We start from the raw sequence: 21,262 nt of genomic DNA, 5'->3' as shown, positions 1-21,262 counted from the left end.
CTCTCACTCATGTCGTAGTGCATCGATGGGACGGAGTCCGGCGGCTCGGTGCGCCGGCATGCTGCCGAAGAACAGGCCGACCGCCGCGGACACGCCGAGCGCGAGTCCGATCGACGACGGCACCAGCGCCGGCGTCACGCCGGCCAACTGGAAGCGGGTGACGATCAACGCGACCCCGACACCGACCGCGCCGCCGATCAGGCTGAGCAGCGTCGCCTCGATCAGGAACTGCCCGAGGATCGTCCGCCGCCGCGCCCCGAGCGCCTTGCGGATGCCGATCTCGCGGGTCCGCTCGGTGACCGTGACCAGCATGATGTTGGTGACGCCGATCCCGCCGACCACCAGGCTGATCGCGGCGACCGTGGCCAGCAGGGCGGTGAACGTCGCGGCCGTGTCCTGACTCGTCTGCAGGATCTGCGCCGAGTTCGTGATCCGGAACGGAGACGTCTGATCCGCCGGCACCTGGTGGCGAGCGGTCAGCAACTGCGTGACCTCGGCCTGCGCGGTGTCGACCCGGTCGGTGGCCTTGGCCTGTACGACGATCTGGCTGAGTGCGCCGTACCCGGCCTGCGTCGCCCGGAGCGTGCTGATGGGCACGATCGCGGTCGCGTTCGGGTCGTTGAACCCGGTGCTGTCCTTACTGGCCAGCACTCCGCGGACGACGAAGTCCACCGCACCGAGCTTGATCGTCTGGCCGACCGCGCTCGCGGGCCGGGTGAACAACTCGGTCGCGGTCGTCTGCCCGAGCAGGATGACCCGCTGCGAGGTGTCGACGTCCTCCTGGGTGAACGACGTCCCGGTCCCGACCGGCGTGTTCGTGGCCGGCATGTACTGCGGCGTCGTACCGATCACCTGGTTCACGGTGTAGCTGGTGTCGCCGTTGGTCGCTGTCGCACCGCTGCTCGTCATCACCGGTGCGACGGAGGAGACGTCGGGCGCGAGTCGCGCGTCGGCCAACGCGGCCGCATCGTCGAGGGTCAGGCTGTACTGCTGCGAGGCCGGTCCGGCCTGGCCGCGTTGGAAGCCGCCACCGCCGCCGGTCGTGGAGACCGTCAGCAGGTTCGTACCCATCGCCTCCAGCCGGGCCTGCACGGCCTTGCCGGAGCCGTTGCCGACAGCAACCAGGACGATGACCGCACCGACCCCGATCGATACGCCGAGGACGGTGAGCAGGGATCTGAGTTTGTTCGCCGTGAGGCCGCGGAGTGCGGCGCCCATCAGGTCGCGTGGTGACATCAGCGCGTCACCTCGTCGGACACAATCCGGCCGTCGGCGACCTGCACCAGCCGGCGAGCGCGAGCCGCGACGTCGTGCTCGTGGGTGATCACGATGATCGTCCGCCCGTCGTCGTGCAGGCCGTCGAACATGCCCAGCACCTCTTCGGTCGAATGCGCGTCGAGGTTGCCGGTCGGTTCGTCGGCGAGCAGGATCCGCGGACCGGTCGCGAGCGCACGGGCGATCGCGACCCGCTGCTGCTGGCCGCCGGACAGTTGGTTCGGGCGGTGGCCGGTGCGGTCCGCGAGACCGACGAGCTCCAGCGCACGGTTCGCCCGGCGGCGGCGCTCGGCCCGGCGCAGGTGTGCGTAGGTCAGCGGCAGTTCGACGTTCGCGAGCGCGGTGGTCCGCGGGATCAGGTTGAACGATTGGAAGATGAACCCGATCTTGCGTCCGCGGACGAGCGCCTGCTGGTCCTCGCTCAGCCGGGCCACATTGCTGCCGTCCAGCCAGTACTCGCCGCGCGACGGTACGTCGAGACAGCCGAGGATGTTCATCAGCGTGGACTTGCCGGATCCGGACGAGCCCATCACCGCGACGTACTCCCCGGCGTCGACCCGCAACGACACACCCTGAAGAGCGTGTACCGCGGTCTCGCCGTGGCCGTACGTCTTGGTGACGTCCCGGATGTCGATCAGGGCGTCAGCGGCCACGGAAGCCACCGCCACCAGCGCCGCCGGCCCCAGCACCAGCACCAGCGCCGGCACCGCCGCCGCCGAAGCCGGCCGGGAACTGACCGGTGCCGCCCTGTCCCTGCCGGCCTGTGCCGTTCTGGGTACCCGTGCTGCCGATCGCGCCCTGCAGCAGCTCGATCTGGTCGCCCTCGTTCAGGCCGGACGTGACCTGCGTGAAGCTGCCACCCCGTACGCCGACCTTCACCTCCCGCGTCCCACTCCCGTCAGCCATCGTCACGGTGGACGTCGTACCGCTCGTGGCGATCGCCGTACTCGGGACGTAGAGCGCGTTGGCGGCCTTCGCGGTCTGGACCGTGACGTTCGCGGTCTGGCCCATCCGGGCGTTCGCGGGGAGCTTGGCGAGGCTGAAGGTCGCCGAGTACGAAACGACGCCGTTGGTCGTGGTCGGGGTCGGCGAGACGGATGCCAGCGACGCGGTGAGCGTCGTACCGGGCTCGGCGTTCAGGGTCACGGTCGCGGACTGGCCGGCCTTGATCTTGATCGCATCCGCCTCGGCGAACGCGGCCACCACCTGCAGCGACTTGAGGTCCGCCATGTCGACGAATCCGGTGCCGGAGGTGGACGACGTACTCGAGCTTGAAGTTGAACCTTGACCTGAGGTTGAGCCTTGTCCGCCGGTGCTGCCGGAGCCACTGCCTGAACCTGAGCTGGATCCCCCGGCCACCGAGCCGATGGCGCCGTTGATGGCTGTGATGGTGCCGGCGATCGGCGCCTTCAGCGTGGTCGCGTCGACCGTGGCCTGGGCCGCCTCGACGTTCTGGTCGGCCTGTTCCTTGTCCGCCTTGGCCTTCGCCAGGCTTGCCTCGGCGTTGCTGACGGCAACTTGCGGACTCTGACCCTGACTCTGACCTTGAGACTGGGACTGCTGCTCCTGCTGTTGACCGTTCGTGCCGGTCGGGGTCGGCGACGGGGAGGCGGAAGCCTCCTCGGCAGCCTCAAGGGCGTCCTGGGCGTCGCTCAGCGTCTCGTCGGCCGCGCTCACCGAGTTCTCCGCGGCGATCTGGTTCTGCTGGGCGATCACGAGCTGACGGTTGGCGTCGGACGGGTCGATCTTCGCGATCGCCGCACCCTTGGCCACCACCTGGCCGACCTTCACCAGGACCTGCGTCACCGTGCCCGAAGTCTCGAACTGCGGAGACGCCGTCTGCGAGCTCTGCAGGGTGCCACTGGAGCTGACGCTGGCGGTCACGTCACCGCGCTGGACCGCCACCGTCGGCCGGGTCGCGCTCGCGGCCGGCGGATCCTTCTTGAAGAACAGGAAGTAGGCCGTGAGGGCGATGACGAGCACGATGGCGACCAGCGCCACGTTCACGAAACTGAGGCCACGGATCTTGTGGCGGGGTAGCACCATGGAAGCAGACGGTAGGGAGAGATGCTGAGGAGGAGATCCTCGATTCCTGGCAACAGCCTGTGAACCGCATATCGATTTGGTGCGTCGTACGTTGGGCGGTTCGCGACACACCGTGATCTGTGAACACCCGACGACACCCGGTCACGACAGCGTCAACCCGGGCCGTCAGGTGCGTACATATGGCTCGGACATGCCAAAATGGGAATGATCCGGGCCGGCCGACCGTTGGCACGGATGACGATCTCGGAGGTTTGACATGTCTAATCGCGTACTGCGTGGTTCGGGGCTGGGTGGGGTCAGCTTCGAGGATGACCGTGGTGTTGAGTTCGCTCCCCGCCAGATGATCACGTACGACTGCCCCCGCGGCCACGTGGTCGAGGTCACCATGGCGCACGACGCCGAGGTGCCCGCGGTCTGGGAGTGCCCCCACTGCGGCAGCGAGGCCGCCCGGTCCACCGGTGAGAAGCCGGAGCCGAAGCAGGAGAAGCCGGCCCGTACGCACTGGGACATGCTGCGCGAGCGCCGGAGCATCTCGGAACTCGAGGAGCTGCTGGCCGAGCGGGTCGAGTTGCTCCGCAAGGGCGAGATCGGCCCGGCGCACCTGCACCGGACCAAGCGCACGGCCTGACCCCATGTGAGAACCCTCACCGCAACGGCGCGGTGGGGGTTTCTTTCTGCCCCGATTTGCCTAAAGGCTTTAGGTAATTCCATAATGAGTTATGGCAAGAGCGGGGTTGACCGGCGAGCGGCTGGCACAGGCGGGCGCCGAGCTCGCCGACGAGGTCGGCTTCGAGCAGGTCACCGTGTCCGCGCTGGCGCGGCAGTTCGGCGTACAGGTCGCCAGCCTGTACTCGCACGTCCGCAGCTCGGCCGACCTCAAGACACGGATCGCGACGCTGGCCCTCGCGGAGCTCGCGGACCAGGCCGCCGCCGCACTGGCGGGTCGCGCCGGACGCAACGCCCTGCTCGCCCTGGCTGACGTCTACCGTTCGTACGCCCGCCAGCACCCTGGCCGCTACACCGCCACCCGATTCCTGCCAGGGACCGCCACTCCTGAGCTTGTCGAAGCCGGCCGAAGGCACTCGGAGCTCGTACGAGCGGTCCTCCGCGGATACGAGCTCGACGAGCCCGCCCAGACGGACGCCGTACGCCTGATCGGCAGCACGATCCACGGCTACATCGCGCTCGAGTCCGCCGGTTCCTTCGCCTTCAGCGAGCACAGCTCCGACGACAGCTGGCCGCGCATCATCAACGCCCTCGATACCCTCCTCCGCAGCTGGAGCTGACATGATCACCACCCCCATCACCATCGACCTGCTCCGCGGCGCGCTCGAACTCGAGCCCACCGAGCGTGGCGTCATGCCCCACCGCCTGCCCGCCTGGGCGCGCGCGCAGTACGACGACGCCCAGACGTCGATGGTCGAGTCCCAACCGTCCGGGGTTCGCCTCGTCTTCTCGACCCGAGCCACCGTCATCGAGCTCGACACGCTCCCGACCAAGCGCGACTACACCGGCGCTCCCCCGCGCCCGGACGGCGTGTACGACGTACTCGTCGCCGGCGAGCTGTTCACCCAGCTGACCGCGCCGGCCGGCAACGTCATCACCATCGACCTGATGACCGGCGCCGGCGAGACCCGCCAAGGCGAGCCGCAGACCCTGCAGATCACCGGGCTGCCGGTCGCCACCAAGACCGTCGAGATCTGGCTGCCGCACGACGAGACCACCGAACTCGTTGCCCTGCGCACCGATGCCCCGGTCGAACCGGTACCGACCTCGCGTCGCGTCTGGATCCACCACGGCAGCTCGATCAGCCACGGCTCGAACGCGACCCATCCCACCGGCACCTGGCCGGCGCTCGCCGCGGCGCAGGCCGGGGTCGAGTTGGTCAACCTGGGCTTCGGCGGCAGCGCGTACCTGCAGCCGTTCTTCGCCCGGACGATCCGCGACACGCCCGCCGACCTGATCAGCGTCAAGCTCGGCATCAACGTCGTGAACTCGGACGGTCTGCGGCTGCCCTCGTTCACACCCGCCGTCCACGGCTTCCTCGAAACGATCCGCGACGGCCACCCCGACACACCGCTTCTGGTCGTCTCCCCCATCCTCTGCCCGATCCACGAGGACACGCCCGGGCCCACCGGGTGGGATCTGTCCGCCCTGGCCGCCGGCGAACTCCGCTTCGTTGCCACCGGCAACCCTGACGAGATCCCAGCCGGCAAACTCACGCTGTCCGTGATCCGCGCCGAACTCGCCCGCATCGTCGCCCAGCGCGCCGCGTCCGACCCCAACCTGCACTACCTCGACGGCCGCGAGTTGTACGGCGAGGCCGACAACGCGACCCATCCGCTTCTCGACGACCTGCACCCCGGACCGGAGAGCCACGAGGTGATGGCCGCGCGGTTCACCGAGGAGGTCTTCAAGGGCGTCTTCAGCGGCTGAGGGCGGCTAGGACCTCGTGACCTGGGCGATCGCCTGGATCGCGCGGACGCGGCCGTCTGTCAGTGCTTCGGTCAGGTGCTTGACCCGCTCGCGGAACGTCGGGACGAAGGCATGCAGTCCGAGTGGGCTCGGTGGTTGAGACTGGATCGTCCGCATCATGGCACCGACCTGGTCGGTCAGATCCGCCCAGTGCGTGACGGTGAAGCCGGCAGCCTCGATCTCGGTCCGGATGACACTCGGCGGGGCGAGGTAGCTGTCCTCGGGGCCGTCCGCCCACGGCAGCGGGTAGTCGAGCTCACGGCCGTCGCCGGCCATGATGTCCCAGAGCGCGAGCCGCCCGCCGTCCCGTAGTACCCGCCTGGCCTCTTGGTAGAGACGGTCCTTCCGCGCGACATTCATCTGCACGTGCTGGCTGAACACGACGTCGACCGACGCGTCATCCAGCGGTAGCGAGGTCACGTCTCCCTGCCGTACGACGATCTTGTCGTCCAGCCCGACGAGCCCGTTGAGCCAGTGCGCGGTCTCGCAGTACTCATCGGACAGATCCACGGCAGTCACCGCACACCCGAACCGGTCGGCGAGGTATCGCGCCGTACCACCGATCCCCGAACCGTCGTCGAGCACCTCCATCTCCGGCGTCAGCTCAAGCAGATCGACGAGCTGCACCGTCGCCAACCGCCCACCGGTGTGATAGTCCTCGACCAACGCGAGATCCGCCGGCTTCAACCCGTCCAAATCCTTGCCCGCAGCAACAAGAGCCGCAGTGATCCCGTCCCGCACCCTCCCGGTCACATACTGCGCGGGAACGCTTGACTCGCTCATACCAATGCCTCCTTGACACCGTGGCGGGTGGCGACACGGGTGATTGCGTTCGCCAACAGAGCCGGTTGTTCGGTCGTGGTCAGGTGGCCGCCTGGGAAGGTGATGATGTCGGCCTCGGGGACGCGGTTGCGGGTGGCGTCGACCTGGCGGTGTTCGTAGGGGTCCTCAGTGCTGCCGCCGACGGTGAGGGCGACGGAGCCGTTCAGTTCGCGGGCGATGGCAGCCAGATCCCAGCGGCCCGCGTTGCGGCGGTGTTCCTTCACGAAGCCGGCGCCCTCGTGGAGGAACTTGGCGCCGTCTCGGCGCGCCAGCGCAGACCACGTCTCGGCGATCTCGGCATCACTCGGCTCGTTGCCGTGCGAGTACATCCGCGCCTGCTTGAACCCCTGCGCAAACACGACCGGCGACTTCTGCGCCCCCTTCGCCACCAGCACCCCGAGCGGCGACCTCAGCAACGGCGTCCCTCGCCACGGATGCGAGTGCGAGTCCGCGAACAAGCCGCCGTTCACCATCAACGCCGCAGTGATCACAGGCCCACCTGGCCGCTCCAACTGCCGGCGCAACAACTCGAGCAACGCCAGCGAGGTGTAGTCGAACGTGACCACGACGGTACGACGTACGCCGTGGTGCCGCCACCACGCACCGATCAGATCGGCACGCTCCACTGTCGAGTACTCATACCCCTTCGGCTTGTCCGAGTCGCCTTGCCCGACCGGTTCGACGTACAACCGCGGCCCGAGACCGGCGGGCAGCAGCCGATCGACCTGCGCCCAGCCGTACGAGCCCTCAGGGAATCCCGGCAGCATCGTCAGCCACACCGCGTCCGGACTCGCCACACCGGTCGTCCGGCCGAAGACCTTGATCAGCCCGGCCCTCGTCTCCCCTTCCTCGTCAGACAAAAGCCGAGCCGACGCCGGGTCGTACCAGCGACGCTTGCCGCCCCCGAACCACTCCTCCGCCGTCACCAATGCCCTGTCCTGTTGTGGTTTCACGACTGTCTTCCCGTCCATCGGACGCCTCCCTGATTTAGTGGACACTGTCCACATTAGCTCTCTTGGTGGACAGTGTCCACATTGCTATCCTGAGCCGGTGACCACAGCCGATCCAGCACCGGAAGCTCCGCCCCGACGACGTCGCCCCCGCGGCGACGTCCGCGCCGGCCTGGTCGCGGCCGGGGTAGAGCTGGCCCGCGCCGGTGGCCCCGATGCCGTCGTACTCCGAGAGGCGACGCGCGCGGTCGGCGTCGTACCGAATGCTGCGTACCGGCATTTCGCCGACCGCGACGAGCTACTCGCCGAGGTCTGCTCGGCCGCCATGCTCGAGCTGGCCGACCGGATGACCGCCGAGATCGCCAAGGTCCGTGGCAAGCGCGGCAACCCGACGGCGGCGCAGCGGCGCCTGGGCGCGATCGGCACCGCCTACATGCGCTTCGCCCACGAGGAGCCCGGCCTGTTCGCGGCGGCGTACGCCCTTCCGCAGCAGCACGCGTACGGCGCCGCTGACGGGCCGGACCGTACTCCGCTGGGCCTCCTCCGCGCCGCCCTGGACGAGCTGGTTGAAGCCGGCGTTCTGACTCCGGAACGACGCGAGGGCATCGAGTACCCGATCTGGTCGACGGTCCACGGCACGGCGACCCTCACGACTCACGGACCTCTCCGCGATCTGACCGAGTCGCAGCTCCGTCAGGTCGAGGCCCGGACCCTGGCGTTCATCAGCAACAGCCTCACGCAGTAGCAGTAACCGTCTCGTCGGCTGCGGTCGTAAGCCCCGGCTGGAGGCGGCGTACGACCTCCAGGTGGTCGGCGGTCCAGAGCATGCGGATCGCGGTCGGCGTCGCGCGACCGTCGGCGTCGTACAGGTCGCGGCGAACCGCCTCGACCAAGCGGTGCTTGGTCTCGTGGTCATAAGCCAGCGGCTCGGGGATCCGGTCTTGTACTTCGAGGGCCGCGGCCAGGGTCGTGTACCACTCGAGCAGTCGGTCCGCCAACGCGAACAGGGCCGATTGCGCGGCGGCCCGGTCGTCTGTCGGAGGCTGGCCGTCGGCGTACCGGTCCCACAGCTCGAGTACGGCGTCCCCGGCCAGGCGGACCGCCACGACGCCGGACACGAGCGCTGTCATCTCGCTGAGCGGGATCGGCTTCGGACCGCGCTCGGCGAGGTACGTGCGGAACGCGTCGTCGAGCCGGCGGGCTGCGGCGGCGGCGCGACGGCTGTCCTGTGGCGTGGTGGGACGGGAGCCCGGTACGCAGCAGGAGACGGCGTACCCGACGGCGCCGACGAGGTAGTTCGCGCTGTCGACGTACGCCTCGGCGAGGGCCTTGCCGACTGCCGCGGACGCGCCTCGTGGCCAGAACAACAGTCCGACGAGGACGCTGACGGCACAGCCGAGCGCGATGTCCTCGATGCGGAACAGGATCAGCGACCAACCCTCCGGCGCGGCGATGTTGAACAGGATCACCAGCGTCACGGTGAACGCCGCCTGCCCGGCTGCGAACGAGACCGCGGCCGGGACGATGCCGGCGAACAGCACCGCGATCGGCAGCAGGATCCACAACGCGATCCTGTTTTCGCCGATCAGGGCGAGGAGGCCGGCGCCGAGGACCGAGCCGACGACTGTGCCGCCGATCGCGCGGTAGGCGTTCTGACCGGTGTTGAGGGCGTTCGATCGGAGTACGGACAAGGCGCCGAGGATGACCCAGAAGCCGTGCGCGACTCCGGTGAAGTTGGCGACGCCGACCGCGATCGCGAGGCCGACGGCGCCGCGGATGCTGTTGTGGAGCCACACCGAATGTGGCTCGAGGTGTGCGGCGGCGCGTTCGGCGGCGCTGGCGAAGGGGGCGGTGAGTGACTTCGGCTCGCGGCCGAGCAGACGATCGGTCCAGCCGCGTTGGTCGGCGACGCGGGCGGTCTCGACGTTCTGCCCGATCAGCAGTACGCCGAACGCGAGCTCCTGCGCCCGGAACGACACGTTGAGCGCAGTGAAGAAGCTCGCCATCGGCGTACTCGCAGTCGCCGGCAGTCGAGCGACAGCGCCCTTTTCGAGCGCGGTGACGGCCTCCCTGAGCTCTGCCGCCGCGGCGGACAGTTTGTCCGGGGCGAGGGTCGGGTCCTCCAGCAGCTCGGCGCTGAGCTCGAGTACGGTCGCGGCGGCGAAGTGGACTGCTGAGGAGTCCGGGTCGTCGGCAGCTCCTCGGGCTGCGACCGGGCCGGATTCATTGAGGATCGTGGTCAGCCAGGTGAGTTCATCGACGAGACGGACGAGTGCTCTGGAGCCGGTGGAGAGACCGGTTGGGCGGTACGGCGTCGCGGTGAAGGTACGGCGGAGTTCCTGGATGAGGGTTGCCGTCTGCTCGGTCCGCATCGTGCAGACCTCGACGGTGTCGCTGGCTTCCGCACGAAGCTGCATCGCGGCCGCTCGGCATACGCGCGCTGTCGGTGCGCCGAGGGGGTCGACCGCGGCTCGCGGCCAGAGGAGCGAGACGGCGAGGACGCTCGCCAAGCCTGCGATCGCGACGCCGGCGAGTCGGTCCGGCAGCATCGACACCGGCGTTGGTGTGGCAACCGACAGGATGAAAGCCAGCAGCAACGAAGTACTCGCGCCCGCCAGCACCGAGCTGACGACACCGAGGAACAGTACGGCGAAACCGACAACGACCGTGCCGACGATCGCGGACCAGACCGACTGCCCCGCCAGCGTGCCGAGCGAGACAAGCACGAGCCACGCGATCGCAAGCTGAACCTGCGCACGCAGACGCTGAATGGTGCTGCCAGTGAAGTCGACGAGCAACAACATCGCAAACGCCCCGAACGCCGCAAACGTCGCGACCACCGGCGCACGAAGCACCTCCGCACAAAACGCAAACAACGTAGGCATAACCAACGCCGTCCGCCCCGCCCGCCGAGTAGCAGCCAGCCCCCCATCCCGCCGGCGCAACCACCCCACCACCCGCCCACCGACCCTCGTCACCCCGACAGTGTGCTCCAGGCCAGCGCCCGGGGTCACGCTGGGATCCACATCTGCGATGACGGCTCCGGCTACGCTCACAGCCATGGCGCTGTGCCGTCGTAGCTTCGAGGGAGGCATGCCGTGACCGCTGACATGGTCGTCCCGGCGTGGATGCACGCACAGATCTCGGCCGAGCAGTACGAGTCGTGGTCCGCCGAGCAGTGTGCTGGTATCGAGATCGTGGACGGCATGGTCGTCGCGACCCCGAGTGCCTCCAAGCGTCCCAACCGACTCGCGCGCATCCTCGCGAACGCGCTGGGCCTTGCGGCGGGTCCGGAGTGGAATGCCGACACGGGTTTCGATGTCCGGCTGCAAGACGTGCCACTGACGAATCGCCGGCCCGACGTCGTGGTCTACCGAGCAGACACGATCGACCTCTCCCCCACGCGCCCCGAGCATGTGCTTCTCATTGTCGAGGTCGTGTCTCCCGGTTCGGAGACGACCGACCGAGTAGTGAAGGTGGACCAGTACGCGAAGTCCGGGATCGCGTTCTACTGGCGGGTCGAACAGGCGGCCACCGGGATCCCGCTCGTGTACACCTACGTGCTGGACCCGGCGACCCGTGCCTACCGCGACACAGAGGTCTTCACCGGCGAGGTCAGGGCCACCGCGCCCTTCCCGGTCACGGTGGATCTCGGCGCGCTCTGACCGTCTGCCCCTCGCACCTCCACCCGCGTGTCACAGCCGCAACACCCGGCGATAGCCGGAAAGGAACGCAATGTGCTCGGCCTGGGGTGACTGGGAGCGCGCGGAGCAGGCGCGCTGAGGAGCGCAGCGACGAAGAGAGCGCCGGCGTGACCCGCGGGGTGCTTTCACCCGCGAGCAGCGCGAGCGCACCCGGGCGGCAGCCCGCAACTCCCGGCGATAGCCGGCACGTCCGGCGACAGCCGGAAACCCCCGGCGAAAGCCGGCACGGTCCGGCGGTAGCCGGAAGGGGATGCACGGCGATGAGCCGGGGGTGGGTGGGAGCGCGCGGAGCAGATGCGCTGAGGAGCGGAGCGACGAAGGAAGCGGCTGCGTAGCCCGCGGGGGACTACTTCTTGTCCGGGTCGATGACCTCGCCCTGGATGACGTCGTCGGAGGACGACGGTCGAGGTGGGGTGGGGCCGCCGCCCGCGCCTGGGATGAAGCCGCCGAGGCCGGCGCCGCCGAGTTGGGTGGTGATTCGGCGGTTGAAGAAGGACGACATCGCTCGCCGGGCCAGCGGTCGCGTGAACGGGAGTACGAAGAAGAAGCCGAAGATGTCGGTGACGAACCCAGGCGTCAGCAGCAGCGTGCCGCCCACCAGGATTAGGGCGGCGTCGGACAGCTCCCGCCCGGGCATCTTCCCGGTCTGGAAGGCCGACTGCAGAGCGTTCCACGCCCGCCGCCCCTCACGCTTGATGATCCACGCACCAAGCGCGCTCTCGACCAGCAGCAGCGCGACTGTCGGCCAGCCGCCGATGACCTGGCCGATCTGGATGATCACGTAGATCTCCAGGATCGGCACCACCAACAGTGCCAGCGCGATGAACCAAGGCATGTCTCAACCCTCCGAGCGACTCACCCCAGTGTTACAGGTCAGGCCGGGACCTTCTCGCGAGTCCGGGTCGAATCAGGGGCGGGTGGGGGTTCCTGGTCGTCGCCACGGCGGCGGCGACGGTTCACCAGCGCCAGAACCAGCCCGATCAGACCCAGGCCGGTGATGATCCACTGCGGCCAGCCGCCGAGCGTCGTCGCCAGCGTCTGACCGTCCCGAATCGGCACAGTCGCGACGTACACGTCCGACACGAACTGCCCCGACTTGTGCTCGACTGTCCCGTCCGGCCGGATCACGCCGGAGATGCCGCTCGTCGACGCGATCAACACGGTCCGGCCGGTCTCGATCGCACGCATCCGAGTGATCGCGAACTGCTGCTCGGGCTGACCCGTCCCGCCGTACGTCGCGTTGTTGGTCTGCACGATCAGGACCTGCGCGCCGCCCTTCACCACATCCTGGATCACGTTGTCGTACGCGAGCTCGAAGCAGATCACGTCGCCGTACGTGACCCCGTTGATCGGCATCACCCCGGGCCCGACGCCCGGCACGGTCTGCGCGCCGATCATCTCGAGCCGCTTGATGTACGGCAGCAGCTGGTTGCGGAACGGGATGTACTCACCGAACGGCACCGGGTGCCGCTTCGCGTACCGCTGCCCCGGCCCGGTGACCGGATCCCACACGATGCCCGTCGTCTGTCGCTCGTTAGGCCCGGGCCCCTCGGTGACGGCGCCCACCAGGATCGGTACGCCGACCGCGTGCACGGCCTCCTCGATGTCGGCCCGGGTCTCGTCGTCCTTGTACGGGTCGATGTCGGTCGAGTTCTCCGGCCAGATCACCAGATCCGGCTTCATCTCCGTACCGGCCTGGACCCGCTTCTCCAGGTCGAGCGTCGCGTTCATGTGGTTCTTCGTGACCGTACGAGCGCGCCCCAGGAACTCCAGCCCCTTGCCGGGCACGTTCCCCTGCACCATCGCGGCTTTCACGGTCTTGCCGTCGCCCTCGATCGACAGGTGGATCAGCGAGCTCCCGAACACGATCGCCAGCCCGGCGACCAGCGCCACGGCCCGCAACCGCAGCCCGCTGGCACGACGGAGTACGGCGTACACGAGGACGCCGACGAATGCGACGACGAAGCTCAGCCCCGGGATGCCGACGTACGCCGCGAGCTTGCCCAGCGACGCGTCGGAGAAGGCCCACGCCAGCCGCCCCCACGGGAACCCACCGAACGGCACCGACGCGGTCGCGAACTCGGTCGCCACCCACAGACACGGGATCCACAACATCCACAGCCGAAGCTTCAGCACCTGCGTCGCGAACAACCCGAAGACCGCATAGAACAGCCCCTCGAGCACGGCGAGCGCGATCGCCGCATCGCCGCCGATCACGCTCAGCCACGGAACCAGGACCAGGTAGTACGTGATGCCGAACCCGGCGCCGACGAGGAAGCCGGCCTTCATCGAGATGCCGTCCAGCGCGGCCAGCAGCAGCGGTACGGCGACGATCGTCAGCCAAGGGTGATCATGCGGTTCGAACGCGAAGCCGAGCAGTGCGCCGGCGGCGACCGCCACCACCACTCTCGGCAGGACCCGCCCCAGAGCCTTCAATCGGTCCACGCCGTACCCCTTTGTCCTCACATCCCGGCCGATACCGGTCGCACGACCGTACAACGTTCGGGGCACGCGAATGTATCCGGTCAGTAGCCATTGGGCACCGAATGCGGAAAGTGAAGGGGTGTCAGCAGAGCGCGACAACCTGAAAAAGCCTCGGGTTCACGGTCGGTAAATAGAGGAAAGAGGCCCAGCGTGCCTTCGGACCAACCGACGATGCGCTGGCTGCGAACCGTCCGGCTGTTGTCTACTGGCCGCCGAGCCTCTTCCACCTCTGCCCCGCGGGGGGCTAACCACCGGCAATCTCAGCCCCCGTCGACTCAAGCCTGGCTCTGACCTGGTCAGCGTCGCGGGATCATCGGTGGCCGAACTTCTTGTGACCGTTGAACAAACGGGATATGACGACTCCCAAAACGATGCTCGCTGGCGGCGACGGTGTCAACCTCTCCCCCGGCTCCTTGAGCCCGTTGTAACACTATCGCCTGTCCTGCAAGGGAAAACGAGGAACCTTCATCCGGGTCACGTTACAGAGCGGTCTCGGCACTCCACGTGATCGTTACCCTGGGCAACCAATCGTCACCCAACCGGTACGACGACGGTCCCCTTTGCGCGTGTGATCACAAGCGGTTCGGCCAGTACCTCGGCGGCCGATTCGGACTTGTCCGGCCGGCCGCGGCAGACGACGTACGCGCTGAACTCGAGGTCGCGGCTGCGGTTCCCGACCCGGGTGATCGTTGCCTTCACCTCCACAACGTCGCCGGCCCGCAGCGGCTGCAGAAACTGCACGTCGGAGTACGACGCGAACAGGCCCTCGTCCCCGTCGGACTGGATGCATACCTCGGTCGCGACGTCACCGAACAGCGCCAGCACGTACGCGCCGTCGACCAGGTTCCCGGCGTAGTGGGCGTGGCTGTAGGGAACATACCGACGATGCGTGGCGGTCAGGCCGATGGTTGCCTTCGACACCTATGCGCTCCTCTTCGCTGGAACCTTCTTCGTCACCAGGGCATCGACCAGGTAGCTGGCCACCTCGCCCGGCGTCGTACCGCGGCCAAACACCCGGTCGACCCCGAGCTCGCCGGCCATCTGCTCGGTGAAACGGGGGCCGCCAGCAACTAATACCGGCCGCGCGTCCTCGGCATACGCCTCCCGGAAGGCGGCGGACATCTCCTTGGTATTGAGCACGTGCGCCTCGCGCTGCGTCACCACCTGGGAGACGAGGATCGCGTCGGCCTTGTCGGCCTTCGCGCGGCGTACCAGCTCGGGTACGGCGACCTGCGCGCCGAGGTTCACGACCTTCAGCTCGCGGTAGTACTCCAGGCCCTTCTCGCCGGCGAACCCCTTGATGTTCAGGATCGCGTCGATACCGACCGTGTGCGCGTCGGTACCGATACAGGCGCCGACCACTGTCAGCCGGCGGCGCAGGCCCTTGCGGATCGCGAGGTTGACCTCCTTCGGCGACAGCAGCGGGTAGTCGCGCTCGATCACCTCGACCTTCGAGGTGTCGACCAGGTGGTTCACCTGGCCGTAGACCACGAAGAAGGTGAAGTCCGGGCCGATCGGCTTCGAGTGCACGACCAGGGCGGGATCCATGCCCATCTTGTTGGCCAGCTGGACCGCGGCACCCTCGGCCCGCTTGTCGTGCGGGACCGGGAGTGTGAACGACAGCTGCACCATCCCGTCACCGGTGGTGTCGCCGTACGGCCGGATGATGCTCATCGGGAGCCCTCCTCGAGCAGCTCGATCGCCGGGTTGTAGTACTCCGCCGACTTCTTCGCGACCCCGTCCAGACCGCGACCGGCATCCTGAGGACGCTTCATCAACCCGAAGGTGCCGTCGCCGATCGCGTTCAGCAGACCGTCGTCGACGATCTCCTCCAGCAGCTCCACCGACTCCCCCAGCACCTGCCGCGCGCGCTGGGCGATGAACCCGTTGGGCTCCGGCCGGAAGTCCTCGTGAAGGTTGCCCGCGGCACCCAACACGTACCGGACGTTCTGCAGCGCCAGGTCCCGGTCGGAGATCCACGGCGTCACGACCGCCTCGGTCATCATCCCGACCAGCAGGATCCCCTGCCCGGTCATCGCGCCGACCAGGTTGAAGAACCCGTCCAGCAGGTACCCGCGGAACACGTCGCCGGTCATGTGCCGGGTCGGCGGCATCCACTTCAGCGGCGCGTTCGGGAACAGCTGCCGAGCCAGCATCGCATGCGCCAGCTCCATCCGGAACGAGTCCGGCAGGTCCGGGTTGATCTCGAACGCGTGCCCGAGACCCAGCTGCCAGTCCTCCAGGCCCGCTTCCTTCGCGAAGTACTCGTTCAGCAGCTGCGAGACCGTCACCGTGTGTGCGGCCTCGACCGCATCGGCCGTGGTCAGGTAGTTGTCCTCGCCGGTGTTGATGATGATCCCGGCGCGGGCGTGGATCTGCCGGCTGAACCGCTGGTCGACGAAGGTCCGGATCGGGTTGATATCGCGGAAGAGGATCCCGTACATCGAGTCGTTCAGCATCATGTCGAGCCGCTCGAGCCCGGCCAGCGTCGCGATCTCCGGCATGCACAGTCCGGACGCGTAGTTGGTCAGCCGGACGTACCGGCCCAACTCACGCGAAGACTCGTCCAGCGCGGCCCGCATCAGCCGGAAGTTCTCTTGGGTGGCATACGTGCCGGCGAAGCCCTCGCGGGTCGCGCCCTCGGGCACGTAGTCGAGCAGCGACTGCCCAGTCGACCGGATCACCGCGATGATGTCCGCGCCCTCCCGCGCGGCCGCCTGCGCCTGCGGGATGTCTTCGTAAATGTCGCCGGTGGCAACGATCAGGTAGATCCACGGCCGCTGCTCCGGGTCGCCGTGCCGCTTGATCAGCCGGTCCCGCTCCCGCCGCCGACCGTCGATCCGCTTCATCCCCGCGGCAGCCGCCTTCCTCGCGGCGGTCCGAGCGCGTACGGCGTCGCGTCCCTCGGGCATCCGGAACGTCACCGAGCCCGACGCTGCCTTCTGCGCCAGCACGGCCAGGTCCTCGGCCTGGCCTCGGATCAGCGCATCCCACACCGGCAGCGCGAGCCCGTGCTCGAGCCCGACGTCGGCACGGACGGTGTCGGCGAGGCGGTTGACCCACGGGATGCCTTCGGTGTCGGCACCGGTCAGCCCGGCAAGCCGCAGTACCGCTCGCTCCACCGAGACCGTGGTGTGCTGCTGGGCGAGGTTGACGATCGGCTTGCCGGCCTTGCGGGCCAGACTGCGCGCCTTCCGGACGGTGACCGGATCAAGGTCGAGCTTCTTCACTGTGACGACCATCCCTCGGCTTCGTAGATCACGCGGCCGCCGACAGCGGTCCGCAAGCAGCTCGGCGTACCTTCACTCAGATCCGGCAGCACCGGCACTCCCGCGCGCGGATCCGTCGACCAGGCGGCGACCCGCTCGTCCGGGGTCTGTACGACGAGGTTCGCGTCCGTCTCCCAGATCGCGTACGTCGCTGCCGTGCTCGGCGCGAGTACGCCGGCATCGTCGATACCCGCGGCCCGCCAACCGCCCCGCGTGTGGGCCTGGAACGCTGCGCGCACGGTGATCCGCTCGGACCTCTCGTGGTGGAACGCGGCCGCACGGACCGACTCCCAGCCGCCCAGCTCCGTCACCGGCGCATCCGATCCGAACGCCAGTACGACGCCTGCGCGGGCCAGCGAGCCGAACGGGTTCATGCCCTGCCAGCGGTCGCCGACGCGCTCGGCGTACATGCCGTCCGGGCCGCCCCACAGTCCGTCGAACATGGGCTGCACGCTGGCTACGACGCCGCAGCGGGCGAGCGTGGCGATCGTTGCCTCGTCGACCATTTCGACGTGCTCAAGCCGGTGCCGCGCCGCGACGAGCGCCTGGATGCCGACCTTCTCCGCCGCGAGCTCGAAGCCGCGGGCGATGTTGTCGAGCGCCTGGTCGCCGATGCAGTGGAAGCCGGCCTGGACGTTGCGCTCGGTGCACGCGATGACGTGCTCGGCGATCTGGTCAGCCGTCAGGTACGCGTGACCGCGGTGGTCGGTGCGATCGGCGTACGGCGTCTTCAACGCGGCCGTCCGCGATCCGAGCGCGCCGTCCGCGTTGAGGTCACCGGCCAGGCCGGCCAGCCCGTACGTGCCGATGTGCTCGAAGACGCCGGGCTCACCCCAGTAGAGGGTTGCCGAGAGCCCCAATTCCTCAGCAACCTCCCGCACCAGCGGCAGCTCCCAGAGCGGACCGATGTGCGGGGCGGCCATCTCGTGGAACGCGCCGATGCCCTTGCTCGCCATGTGCGTCAAGGCGGCCCGGATGTCCAGCCGACGCTGGTCCGGCCCGATCAGCGCGCTCAACGCGTCCCGCACCGCGTGGTGAGCGTCTCGCTCCACTCGCCCGGTGCTGTCAAAACCGGAACCCGTCGCGACCGAGAACAGGGCCGATGAGATCACTCCGGAGTGACCGTCCACGCGGGACAGGTAGATGCGCCGTCCGCCACCTGCGCGGTCGAGCTCCTCAGCCGTCGGCGGCCGACCCTCCGGCCACTTGGTCTCGTCCCAGCCGGCGCCGTCGATCACCGCATCCGCAGGCAGGTCGGCGGCGAAGGCAGCCAGTCGGTCCAGCGCCTCGGTCAACGACGTCGTACCGGCGAGATCGAGGCCGGTGAGCAGGGCACCGGTCTGCGCGGTGTGGACGTGAGCGTCGACGAACGCGGGTGTGACCAGCTTGCCGCCGAGGTCGATGACCTCGTCCGCGCCATCGGCGTACGAGCTCGCGCCGGTGTCGTCACCCAGCCAGGTCACCACCCCGTCGTCGAAGGCGATCGCGGTGGCGTGGGGGTCGGCGGGCGAGTAGACGGAGCCGTTCGTCAGAAGTGTGCGCACGAACTAATCCTCCGCCAGCCTGCTCTCGAACAGACCACGGACACCCGGCTCGGCACGCAACAGCTCCAACGCGAAGTCCGCGTGGCCCGGCACGTACCCGTTCCCGACCAGCATCGTCACATCCGCAGCCAGCCCCTCCGCGCCGAGCGCAGCGGCCGAGAACGACGTCGCCATCGAGAAGAAGATCACCGTGCCGCCGGCAGCGGTCGACAGAACGGCGCCGTGCTCGCAGCCCGGTACGTCGACGCAGACGACGGTGATGTCCGCCGGTCCCCCGGCCTCCTCGACAGCCTTGCTGAGCGCCACCGGATCGCGGGCGTCGGCCAGCGCGACAACATCGGCGATCCCGGCCTCGGTCAGCTTGTCCTGCTCGGCCTGGAACGGCACGATCCCGATCGTCCGGGCGGCTCCGGCCGAGCGCGCCGCGGCCAGCGACAGCGACCCCGATTTACCTGCGCCGCCAATAACTGACACGACAGGCTTTATGCCTTTGTCGACATACGAACGGACCACGCGAGCGGTCAGCGCGGGTGCGCCGCAGACGTCCATGACGGCCAGGGACAGCTCCGGCTTCAGGTCGTCGGGCAGCTTCGCGACGATCGAGCGAGCGAACAGAATCGCGTGACCCTGCGCCGGGACCTGCTCGCTCTTCCCGTCCCAGTCCTTCAGCTCGTCGGTGATCTGCAACGGGGTCAGCGTCAGCGAGACCAGGGTCGCGACCCGGTCACCCTTCTGTACGCCGAGCGGCGAGTCCGGGCCGGCCTCGTCGACCACGCCGACGAGCATCCCGCCGGAGCCGGTGACCGGGTTCTGCACCTTGCCGCGGGCCTTGACGATGTCCAGGACCGCCCGGCGGATCGCCGTACCGTCACCGTCGTGCGCCTCGGCCAGCTGGCGGTACGACGCGGCGTCCAGATTGAGCCGCTCGACCGCGATCCGGACCTCGTCGGGCCAGATCTCAGCACGTGCGTCGAGTCTCTCCGCCGCCTGCGGCAACACGCCCGACGGCGCGAGTACACGGTGCAGTCCTACCGGGCTCGATGACACAGGTCCTCCTCGTAGCGGTCAGGCAAAATACTACTCAGATCACGCCTTGACGAGAATTCTTGCGGCGTACTGTTGGATCTGAGGGAAGTTCTATCGCTATCCTCACATGAGACCGCATTACCTGACCCGCCGCGGAGGCACCCGTGACCGATCTGATCACCCCGGAGCTGGCTCGTCCGGAGCCCGGCGACGGCCAGCCGTACGCGTACCGGCGGGCCGAGCTGGTGGAGCCGGACTGGACCCGGCTGCCCGGCTGGAAGGACGTCACGGCCGAGGAGTGGCGCTCGGTGCAGTGGCAGCGGTCGCACTGTGTGAAGAACGTGAAGCAGTTGCGCGACGTGATGGGCGACCTGCTCGAGGACCGGTTCTACGACGACCTGACCCGGGACCAGGCCGAGCGCGCGACGATGTCGATGCTGCTCCCGCCGCAGATGCTCAACACGATCGTGCCTTCCGGAGCGCCCGACTACACGGAGGCCTTCTACGCGGACCCGGTCCGCCGCTACATGCTGCCGGTGTTCAGCGACCGTCGCGCCGACTGGCCGTCGCACCCGCACGCAACCCGGGACTCGTTGCACGAGCACGAGATGTGGGCCACGGAGGGGTTGACCCACCGGTACCCGACCAAGGTCCTTGCGGAGATCCTGCCGACGTGCCCGCAGTACTGCGGTCACTGCACCCGCATGGACCTGGTCGGGAACTCGACGCCGGTGATCGACAAGCTCAAGTTCGTCGCGAAGCCGCAGACCCGGCTCGACAACATGCTCGACTACCTGCGCCGTACGCCGGGCGTCCGCGACGTCGTCGTGTCCGGTGGCGATGTGGCGAACATGCCGTGGCCGCGGCTCGAGGCGTTCCTGATGAGCCTGCTGGAGATCGAGAACATCCGCGACATCCGGCTCGCGACCAAGGCGCTGATGGGCATGCCGCAGCACTGGCTGTCGTCCGACGTTCTGGCCGGCGTAGAACGCGTTGCGTCGGTGGCGCGCAACCGAGGCGTGATGATCGCGATGCACACGCACGTGAACGCGGCGCAGTCCGTGACGCCGCTGGTTGCCGAGGCGTCGAAGGCGATGCTCGAGGCCGGTCTGCGCGACGTACGCAACCAGGGCGTGCTGATGCGCGGTGTCAACGACTCGGTGCACCAGCTGCTCGACCTCTGCTTCGCGCTGCTCGACGGCGCGAACATCACGCCGTACTACTTCTACATGTGCGACATGATCCCGTTCTCGGAGCACTGGCGGGTGTCGGTGCGCGACGCACAGCACCTGCAGCACGGCATCCTCGGGTACCTCCCCGGCTTCGCCACCCCGCGCATCGTGTGCGACGTCCCGTACGTCGGCAAGCGGTGGGTGCACCAGTTGTCGGAGTACGACGAGGTCCGCGGCATCTCGTACTGGAAGAAGAACTACCGCACCGGCATCGAGCAGCAGGATCCGGAGGCGCTGAACCGCACCTACGAGTACTACGACCCGATCGACACGCTGCCTGCCGAGGGCCAGCAGTGGTGGAACCAGCACGCCGGCACCACGCTCGCCGAGGCCGAGCAGCGGGCCGCGGAGTCACGCGCGGCCGCCGAGGCGCAGAAGTTCCTCGACCTCACCTGATCCCGTCTTCGGTGCCACCAATGCAGGGGGTGGCACCGG

19 protein-coding genes are annotated in these 21,262 nt (G+C 68.5%); 6 read left to right on the top strand and 13 right to left on the bottom strand.

Features of this window, described 5'->3' with window-relative positions; all coding sequences use genetic code 11:
- Positions 1-3 precede the first annotated feature (3 nt).
- The 3 genes from ACFWUU_RS13820 to ACFWUU_RS13810 are packed head-to-tail and all read right to left on the bottom strand — an operon-like array spanning position 4 to position 3,321.
- Positions 4-1,236, bottom strand: a complete 1,233-nt coding sequence (locus tag ACFWUU_RS13820) for an ABC transporter permease (RefSeq protein WP_380175587.1) — start codon at positions 1,234-1,236, stop codon at positions 4-6.
- Positions 1,236-1,928, bottom strand: a complete 693-nt coding sequence (locus ACFWUU_RS13815; protein ID WP_137255434.1) for an ABC transporter ATP-binding protein — start codon at positions 1,926-1,928, stop codon at positions 1,236-1,238. Before ACFWUU_RS13815 ends, ACFWUU_RS13820 begins: the two co-directional genes overlap by 1 nt.
- The gene (locus ACFWUU_RS13810; RefSeq protein ID WP_380175585.1) at positions 1,918-3,321 is read right to left on the bottom strand and encodes an efflux RND transporter periplasmic adaptor subunit; all 1,404 of its coding nucleotides are present in this window, start codon (positions 3,319-3,321) and stop codon (positions 1,918-1,920) included. Before ACFWUU_RS13810 ends, ACFWUU_RS13815 begins: the two co-directional genes overlap by 11 nt.
- 256 nt (positions 3,322-3,577) lie before the next feature.
- On the opposite strand from ACFWUU_RS13810, the gene ACFWUU_RS13805 reads away from it, so the two are divergent.
- From ACFWUU_RS13805 to ACFWUU_RS13795, 3 genes are all read left to right on the top strand, one after another.
- The gene (locus ACFWUU_RS13805) at positions 3,578-3,949 is read left to right on the top strand and encodes an RNA polymerase-binding protein RbpA (protein WP_130448290.1); all 372 of its coding nucleotides are present in this window, start codon (positions 3,578-3,580) and stop codon (positions 3,947-3,949) included.
- Positions 3,950-4,040: 91 nt separating this feature from the next.
- Complete coding sequence (locus tag ACFWUU_RS13800; protein ID WP_380175583.1) at positions 4,041-4,607, top strand: TetR/AcrR family transcriptional regulator; 567 nt, start codon at positions 4,041-4,043, stop codon at positions 4,605-4,607.
- Between the two features lies 1 nt (position 4,608).
- On the top strand, positions 4,609-5,757 hold the full coding sequence (locus ACFWUU_RS13795; RefSeq protein WP_380175581.1) for a GDSL-type esterase/lipase family protein: 1,149 nt from the start codon (positions 4,609-4,611) through the stop codon (positions 5,755-5,757).
- Between the two features lie 6 nt (positions 5,758-5,763).
- Here the strand turns inward: ACFWUU_RS13795 and ACFWUU_RS13790 are convergent, their stop codons facing one another.
- Both ACFWUU_RS13790 and ACFWUU_RS13785 read right to left on the bottom strand, forming a co-directional pair.
- Positions 5,764-6,579 carry a class I SAM-dependent methyltransferase gene (locus ACFWUU_RS13790; protein ID WP_380175579.1) on the bottom strand — a complete coding sequence of 272 codons (816 nt, stop codon included), beginning with the start codon at positions 6,577-6,579 and terminating at the stop codon, positions 5,764-5,766.
- Positions 6,576-7,589: an alpha/beta fold hydrolase gene (locus ACFWUU_RS13785; RefSeq protein ID WP_380175577.1), complete on the bottom strand. Its 1,014-nt coding sequence runs from the start codon at positions 7,587-7,589 to the stop codon at positions 6,576-6,578. The genes ACFWUU_RS13790 and ACFWUU_RS13785 overlap by 4 nt, the downstream gene beginning before the upstream one ends.
- 79 nt (positions 7,590-7,668) lie before the next feature.
- Here ACFWUU_RS13785 and ACFWUU_RS13780 point away from each other — a divergent pair, with 79 nt between their 5' ends.
- Complete coding sequence (locus ACFWUU_RS13780) at positions 7,669-8,313, top strand: TetR/AcrR family transcriptional regulator (protein WP_137255440.1); 645 nt, start codon at positions 7,669-7,671, stop codon at positions 8,311-8,313.
- On the opposite strand, the gene ACFWUU_RS13775 is transcribed toward ACFWUU_RS13780, so the two are convergent.
- Complete coding sequence (locus ACFWUU_RS13775; RefSeq protein ID WP_380175575.1) at positions 8,303-10,453, bottom strand: FUSC family protein; 2,151 nt, start codon at positions 10,451-10,453, stop codon at positions 8,303-8,305. The two genes, ACFWUU_RS13780 and ACFWUU_RS13775, sit on opposite strands and share 11 nt — an antisense overlap.
- Positions 10,454-10,666: 213 nt before the next feature.
- Between ACFWUU_RS13775 and ACFWUU_RS13770 the strand changes: the two genes are divergently transcribed.
- The gene (locus ACFWUU_RS13770) at positions 10,667-11,233 is read left to right on the top strand and encodes a Uma2 family endonuclease (protein ID WP_380175574.1); all 567 of its coding nucleotides are present in this window, start codon (positions 10,667-10,669) and stop codon (positions 11,231-11,233) included.
- Positions 11,234-11,618: 385 nt separating this feature from the next.
- Here the strand turns inward: ACFWUU_RS13770 and ACFWUU_RS13765 are convergent, their stop codons facing one another.
- The 7 genes from ACFWUU_RS13765 to ACFWUU_RS13735 all read right to left on the bottom strand — a co-directional run bounded on the left by ACFWUU_RS13765 (position 11,619) and on the right by ACFWUU_RS13735 (position 19,616).
- Positions 11,619-12,107: an FxsA family protein gene (locus ACFWUU_RS13765; RefSeq protein WP_137256785.1), complete on the bottom strand. Its 489-nt coding sequence runs from the start codon at positions 12,105-12,107 to the stop codon at positions 11,619-11,621.
- A gap of 38 nt (positions 12,108-12,145) precedes the next feature.
- Positions 12,146-13,717, bottom strand: a complete 1,572-nt coding sequence (gene lnt, locus ACFWUU_RS13760) for an apolipoprotein N-acyltransferase (RefSeq protein WP_380175572.1) — start codon at positions 13,715-13,717, stop codon at positions 12,146-12,148.
- Between the two features lie 570 nt (positions 13,718-14,287).
- On the bottom strand, positions 14,288-14,677 hold the full coding sequence (locus ACFWUU_RS13755) for a hotdog domain-containing protein (protein ID WP_137256787.1): 390 nt from the start codon (positions 14,675-14,677) through the stop codon (positions 14,288-14,290).
- Complete coding sequence (locus ACFWUU_RS13750; protein ID WP_380175570.1) at positions 14,678-15,430, bottom strand: OAM dimerization domain-containing protein; 753 nt, start codon at positions 15,428-15,430, stop codon at positions 14,678-14,680. It abuts the gene before it with no gap.
- Entirely contained in the window at positions 15,427-16,998 is a 1,572-nt protein-coding gene (locus tag ACFWUU_RS13745; protein ID WP_380175568.1) for a lysine 5,6-aminomutase subunit alpha, read from the bottom strand. Before ACFWUU_RS13745 ends, ACFWUU_RS13750 begins: the two co-directional genes overlap by 4 nt.
- Entirely contained in the window at positions 16,983-18,569 is a 1,587-nt protein-coding gene (locus tag ACFWUU_RS13740; RefSeq protein ID WP_380175566.1) for an amidohydrolase, read from the bottom strand. Before ACFWUU_RS13740 ends, ACFWUU_RS13745 begins: the two co-directional genes overlap by 16 nt.
- A gap of 3 nt (positions 18,570-18,572) precedes the next feature.
- Positions 18,573-19,616, bottom strand: a complete 1,044-nt coding sequence (locus ACFWUU_RS13735; RefSeq protein WP_380175565.1) for an L-erythro-3,5-diaminohexanoate dehydrogenase — start codon at positions 19,614-19,616, stop codon at positions 18,573-18,575.
- A 143-nt stretch (positions 19,617-19,759) separates the two neighbouring features.
- On the opposite strand from ACFWUU_RS13735, the gene ACFWUU_RS13730 reads away from it, so the two are divergent.
- Complete coding sequence (locus ACFWUU_RS13730; protein WP_380175563.1) at positions 19,760-21,223, top strand: KamA family radical SAM protein; 1,464 nt, start codon at positions 19,760-19,762, stop codon at positions 21,221-21,223.
- The last annotated feature ends 39 nt before the right edge of the window (positions 21,224-21,262 follow it).

This window comes from Kribbella sp. NPDC058693 (assembly GCF_042715335.1).
Lineage (GTDB): Bacteria > Actinomycetota > Actinomycetes > Propionibacteriales > Kribbellaceae > Kribbella > Kribbella jiaozuonensis.
This window is presented reverse-complemented; position numbering and strand designations above follow the sequence as displayed.

Coding starts and splice junctions, on each gene's coding strand:
- ACFWUU_RS13820 (WP_380175587.1), bottom strand. CDS start 1,236: ATGTCACCACGCGACCTGATGGGCGCCGCACTCCGCGGCCTCACGGCG.
- ACFWUU_RS13810 (WP_380175585.1), bottom strand. CDS start 3,321: ATGGTGCTACCCCGCCACAAGATCCGTGGCCTCAGTTTCGTGAACGTG.
- ACFWUU_RS13805 (WP_130448290.1), top strand. CDS start 3,578: ATGTCTAATCGCGTACTGCGTGGTTCGGGGCTGGGTGGGGTCAGCTTC.
- ACFWUU_RS13800 (WP_380175583.1), top strand. CDS start 4,041: ATGGCAAGAGCGGGGTTGACCGGCGAGCGGCTGGCACAGGCGGGCGCC.
- ACFWUU_RS13795 (WP_380175581.1), top strand. CDS start 4,609: ATGATCACCACCCCCATCACCATCGACCTGCTCCGCGGCGCGCTCGAA.
- ACFWUU_RS13790 (WP_380175579.1), bottom strand. CDS start 6,579: ATGAGCGAGTCAAGCGTTCCCGCGCAGTATGTGACCGGGAGGGTGCGG.
- ACFWUU_RS13785 (WP_380175577.1), bottom strand. CDS start 7,589: ATGGACGGGAAGACAGTCGTGAAACCACAACAGGACAGGGCATTGGTG.
- ACFWUU_RS13775 (WP_380175575.1), bottom strand. CDS start 10,453: ATGCCTACGTTGTTTGCGTTTTGTGCGGAGGTGCTTCGTGCGCCGGTG.
- ACFWUU_RS13765 (WP_137256785.1), bottom strand. CDS start 12,107: ATGCCTTGGTTCATCGCGCTGGCACTGTTGGTGGTGCCGATCCTGGAG.
- ACFWUU_RS13750 (WP_380175570.1), bottom strand. CDS start 15,430: ATGAGCATCATCCGGCCGTACGGCGACACCACCGGTGACGGGATGGTG.
- ACFWUU_RS13745 (WP_380175568.1), bottom strand. CDS start 16,998: ATGGTCGTCACAGTGAAGAAGCTCGACCTTGATCCGGTCACCGTCCGG.